Raw genomic sequence first — 4,615 nt, forward strand, 5'->3', positions numbered from 1 at the left:
GGGCGGTGCGCAGGACGTCCTGCGCGTGCGCGCCGGCGGCGCCGAGCACGGCGGCCGCGGACCGCGTGAGGTCCTCGACGAGCGGCTTGACGGCCACGGCGCGGGCACGGCCGTCGCGCGACGACCCGGAGATCCGGCCCGACGCGCGCAGCACGGACGCGAGCGGGGCGCCGTCCGCGGTGAGCTCGGCCCACCGGGCGCGGACCGCACCGTCGGCGACGGCACCGTGCCGGACGGACGCGACGGCCTGCTGGACCGGGGCGTCGAGGACGTCGTCGAGCGTGCGGCCGATGCGCGCGGCGGCGTCGGCCTGGCTCTGCACGGCCTCGGCGAGCTCGTCGACCCAGGGGCGCAGCGCCGACAGCGAGCCGCGCAGCGTGCGACCGACGACGGTCCGCGCGCGGTCGGGACCGGCGAGCATCATGAGCCAGCGCTGCACCGGCGCGACGATCGCCGAGGACAGCAGCCCCTCGTGGGGCCCGAGGTCGGGGACGACGAACAGGGGCGAGCCCTCCAGCCCGTGCGTGCGCAGCCGGTCGAGCAGGTCACCGCGCACGGTCGGCAGCGACGCGGACGGCACCCGGTTGAGCACCATCGCGATGGACGTCCCCCGCTCGACCGCCGCCTCGAGCACCCGCCACGGCAGCGCGTCGCCGTACCGCGCGGCGGTCGTGACGAACAGCCAGAGGTCCGCCGCCTCGAGGAGCCGGTGGGCCTGCTCCCGGTTCGAGTCGAGCACGGAGTCGAGGTCGGGGGCGTCGAGCAGCGCGATGCCGCGCGGCACCGCGTCGTCGGACACGACCTGCACGAGCTCGAGCACCGGGTGGTGCGACAGCAGCTCGGTGTCGGACGGGTGGTGCACGAGGACGGGGCGCCGTGTCGTGGGCCGCAGCACTCCCGCCTCGCTGACCTCGCGCCCGACGAGCGAGTTCACCAGCGTCGACTTGCCCGCGCCCGTGGAGCCGGACACGACGACGACGGCCGGTGCCGACAGCTCGGTCAGCCGCGGGACGAGGTGCTCGCCGAGCTGGTCGACGAGGCGCGCGCGCGACGCCCGCGCCGAGGCCGTGTCCTCCAGGTCCAGGGGGAAGCCCGTGCGCTCCACGTCGCGTCGCAGGTCCTTCACCGCGTCGAGCAGCGACGTCGCCGCGAGGGGGCGCGCGAGCACGTCCCGCGGGTCGCTCGCGGCGTGCCGGGCGTTGCGCTCCGGCGCCGCGTGCGCACCGCGCGCCGACGGCGCGGGGACGGTGCCGGGCTGCGCGCTCACGGACTCATTGTCGTGGCGCGATCTGACCAGGCCAAACGCGCCACGCTGTCAGATCTGACTCGATCGTGACCGGATGCGCGGTTCCGACCGGTTCGCCGGGTGAAGTTCGACGCCGACGGCGTCTCGGACACCGCTCCCGACGTGCCGGACGACGCGACGTCGACGGCCCCGCGGAACACTAGGCTGGGTCGTCGCTGGCCCCCGTAGCTCAACGGATAGAGCAACGGCCTTCTAATCCGTCGGTTGCAGGTTCGAGTCCTGCCGGGGGCGCCCAGTGCTCCGGATCTCCCGGCCGCGCCCGTCGAGCCGACCACGGACCCGTCCGACGACGACCGCGACGACGGCGAGCACGGCCGGGACCAGCAGGTGCGTGCCGGCCAGCACGAGCAGGCCCGTGACCAGCACGGACGCGGTCAGTGCCGCCCACCAGCCGGGCGTCCAGCGACGCAGCAGCCGCAGCGCGGCGACGACGCCGGTGCCGTAGATCGCGACCATGCAGCTCGTGTGCACGAGGACGAACGGCGCGAGGTCGCCGCCGGTCACGACGGCGAGCGTGAAGTAGGCCGCCGCGAGCGCGCCGACGACGACCAGCGCGCGACGCGGCACCCCGCCCGCCTCGGCGCCGGGGGCGAGCCACCGGGGCAGGTCGCGGTCGCGCCCGAGCGACGCGCCGAGCTTCGCGAAGGCGGCGACGTACGCGTTGAGCACGCCGAGCGTGACGATCGCCGCGACGACCGCGACGGCGATGCGCGCGGCGTCGGGCAGGCGCAGGCCCACGAGGTCGAGCAGCGGGACGGTGGAGGTCGCGGCGGCGTCGCCGAGCGCGGCGACGGTCACCCACTGCAGGGCCAGGTAGGCCGACCCGACGACGACGAGCGCGACGGCCGTCGCGAGCGGGATGGTGCGGCGCGGGTCGCGGAACTCCCCCGCGACGTGCGTCACGGCCTCCCACCCCGCGAACGCCCACACGAACAGCGACACGGCGGCGCCGACGCCGGCCCACCCGTGCGGGAGGAACGGCTGCAGGTTCGCCGGGTCGGTCGCGGGCGCGGCCGCGGCGACGACCAGCACGACGATCGCGACGAGCGCCCCGGTGAGCGCGAGCTGCACGGGCCCGGCCAGCCGCAGGCCGACGGCGTTCGTCACGAACGGCGGGACGAGCAGCACGGCGCCGACGAGGTAGACCTGCCACCGGTCGCCGCCGACCATCGCGACGACGTACTCCGCGCCCAGCAGGGCCACGACGGGCGACCCGACGCACACGCCGAAGAAGAACCAGTACCCCGTCATGCGCGCCGCGGTCGCGCCGAGCGCCCGACGCACGTAGGTCGCGACGCCGCCGGGGTCGGGGTGCCGGGCCGCGAGCGCCGCGAACGTCGCCGCGAGGGGCACCGACGCGACGAGGACGAGCGCGACGGCCAGGATCGACGCCGGCCCGGCGGCCTCGGCCGCGAGCGCGGGCAGCAGCAGGATGCCGGTGCCGAGCACCGCGGCGACGTACCAGGCGGAGCCGAGCACGACGCCGACGGTCCCGCCGGTCGCTCCGGGCCGGTCGAGCGCACCGGACGTCCCGGGCAGCGCCGCGGTCGCGTGACCTGACGGCGCCTCGACGGCGGGAGCGGGCGGCGGGGCGGACGCGGTCACGGCGCCGACCCTCTCCCGGCGCGCACCCTGGCGTCGAGCCGCCACGCGGACACGCGGCGTCGACGTCCCGCCATCGTCCGCCGGACCCGTCGACCGAGCCAACCGACCGGCCCGCCGACCAGCCGACCGAACCGACCGACCGGCCCACGGACCAGCCGACGGGCACGCGGACAGGTGACGGACGCGCGCCGTCAGGACGTCCGGAAAAGGCTGTGACAGCCGTATCTGCGGCGTGGTCTGGTTCTCCTGATCCACTGTTCGCCAGGCCATCCGGGCCTGGCTTCGCCATGCCCTGGAGGCTGTCGTGCACCCCACCATCACCTTCGAGCTCGCCCGTCAGGACAACGCCCGCCGCCTCGAGGAGGCGCAGATCATCCGTGCCCGCGCACGGGTCCAGACGACGAGACACGCGTCCGACGCCACGAGGCGTCCGCCGCATACGCAGCGCAGCGCGCTCCCCGTGCTGCTCGCCGGCGTCTTCGCCGGCACCGCCGTCGCCCGTTGACGGCACGACCCGGACGAGGCCGGTGCTCCCCACCCGGGGGTACCGGCCTCGTTCTCGTCCCGGGGGGCACGTCACCCGTGCCACCATGTGGCCCATGCTGCGCCGCCCCACCCGACCGCCCGTCACCGGGGGGCGCTGATGGGCCGGCACGGCGGTGGCGGGGAACCCGTCCCGACGACCCGCACGGGCCGGCTGCGGGCGGCCGTCGTCCGCTGGCTGGAGCGGCTCGCGATCGCGCTCGGCGCGGGCGCCGCGGCGCTCGCGGTCCTGCGCTGGTCGGGAGTCTCGTGGACGACGACCTGGTGGTGCGTCGGGGGTGTCGCGCTGCTCGTCCTGGTCGCGTCGGCGCTCGCCGCGACGGTGCCCCAGCCGGCTCCCCCGTCCCGCCCGGCACGGACCGGCCGCGACGCACCGCACCGCTGACCGGCCGACCCGACCGCGTCGACGTCGGCCGCCGGGCACCCCGCACCCGTAGGCTGGCCCGGTGACCAGCACGCCGACCCCCGCGCCCGCCCCGAACGGCCACGAGAGCGCCGAGCGCATCGTGTGGATCGACTGCGAGATGACGGGCCTCGACCTGGGCGCCGACGCCCTGGTCGAGGTCGCCGCCGTCGTCACCGACTCCGAGCTGCGCGTGCTCGGCGGCGGTGTGGACGTCGTCATCAAGCCGCCCGCCGCCGCGATCGAGCAGATGAACGACTTCGTGCGCGCGATGCACACGACGTCGGGCCTGCTCGACGAGCTCGACGGCGGCACGACGCTCGAGGACGCGCAGGCGGTCGTGCTCGACTACATCCGGACGTGGGTGCCGGACCCGGCGAAGGCGCCGCTGGCCGGCAACTCCGTCGGCACGGACAAGACGTTCCTCGACCGGGACATGCCCGAGCTCGTGGGGCACCTGCACTACCGGGTCATCGACGTGTCGTCGATCAAGGAGCTCGCGCGACGCTGGTACCCGCGCGTGTACTTCGCGTCGCCCCGCAAGAACGGCGGGCACCGGGCGCTGGCGGACATCCTCGAGTCGATCGACGAGCTGCGGTACTACCGGGCGGCCCTGCTGCCCGCGCAGCCGGGCCCCGACTCGGCGGCGGCGCGGCAGGTCGCGGCGGAGATCGTCGCGACGTCGGTCAAGGGTGCGCGTCCCGAGGCCTGACAGGCCGTCCCCGGGAACATCGAAGGGGGGGGGCGGGGGGGCGGGG

The 4,615-nt window shown here is 76.2% G+C and carries 5 protein-coding genes and 1 tRNA gene; 4 read left to right on the forward strand and 2 right to left on the reverse strand.

Features of this window, described 5'->3' with window-relative positions:
* The coding region (locus CBZ_RS18370; RefSeq protein ID WP_130782912.1) for a dynamin family protein at positions 1 to 1,267 on the reverse strand (1,267 nt) is incomplete at its 3' end.
* Positions 1,268 to 1,464: 197 nt separating this feature from the next.
* Between CBZ_RS18370 and CBZ_RS18375 the strand changes: the two genes are divergently transcribed.
* Positions 1,465 to 1,537, forward strand: a tRNA-Arg gene (locus CBZ_RS18375).
* Here CBZ_RS18375 and CBZ_RS18380 read toward each other — a convergent pair.
* Complete coding sequence (locus CBZ_RS18380) at positions 1,499 to 3,229, reverse strand: APC family permease (RefSeq protein WP_307720765.1); 1,731 nt, start codon at positions 3,227 to 3,229, stop codon at positions 1,499 to 1,501. The two genes, CBZ_RS18375 and CBZ_RS18380, sit on opposite strands and share 39 nt — an antisense overlap.
* Here CBZ_RS18380 and CBZ_RS18385 point away from each other — a divergent pair.
* The 3 genes from CBZ_RS18385 to orn all read left to right on the forward strand — a co-directional run bounded on the left by CBZ_RS18385 (position 3,216) and on the right by orn (position 4,569).
* Positions 3,216 to 3,416, forward strand: a complete 201-nt coding sequence (locus CBZ_RS18385) for a hypothetical protein (protein ID WP_130782913.1) — start codon at positions 3,216 to 3,218, stop codon at positions 3,414 to 3,416. The genes CBZ_RS18380 and CBZ_RS18385 overlap by 14 nt on opposite strands.
* 138 nt (positions 3,417 to 3,554) lie before the next feature.
* The gene (locus tag CBZ_RS18390) at positions 3,555 to 3,839 is read left to right on the forward strand and encodes a hypothetical protein (protein ID WP_130782914.1); all 285 of its coding nucleotides are present in this window, start codon (positions 3,555 to 3,557) and stop codon (positions 3,837 to 3,839) included.
* Positions 3,840 to 3,900: 61 nt separating this feature from the next.
* On the forward strand, positions 3,901 to 4,569 hold the full coding sequence (gene orn, locus CBZ_RS18395) for an oligoribonuclease (protein WP_130782915.1): 669 nt from the start codon (positions 3,901 to 3,903) through the stop codon (positions 4,567 to 4,569).
* Positions 4,570 to 4,615: the final 46 nt, after the last annotated feature.

It is taken from the genome of Cellulomonas biazotea (assembly GCF_004306155.1).
Classification (GTDB): Bacteria; Actinomycetota; Actinomycetes; order Actinomycetales; family Cellulomonadaceae; genus Cellulomonas; species Cellulomonas biazotea.

What these genes read in the sequence shown, in the direction of transcription:
- CBZ_RS18390 (WP_130782914.1), top strand. Translation starts at nt 3,555, where the DNA reads ATGGGCCGGCACGGCGGTGGCGGGGAACCCGTCCCGACGACCCGCACG.
- CBZ_RS18380 (WP_307720765.1), bottom strand. Translation starts at nt 3,229, where the DNA reads ATGGTGGGGTGCACGACAGCCTCCAGGGCATGGCGAAGCCAGGCCCGG.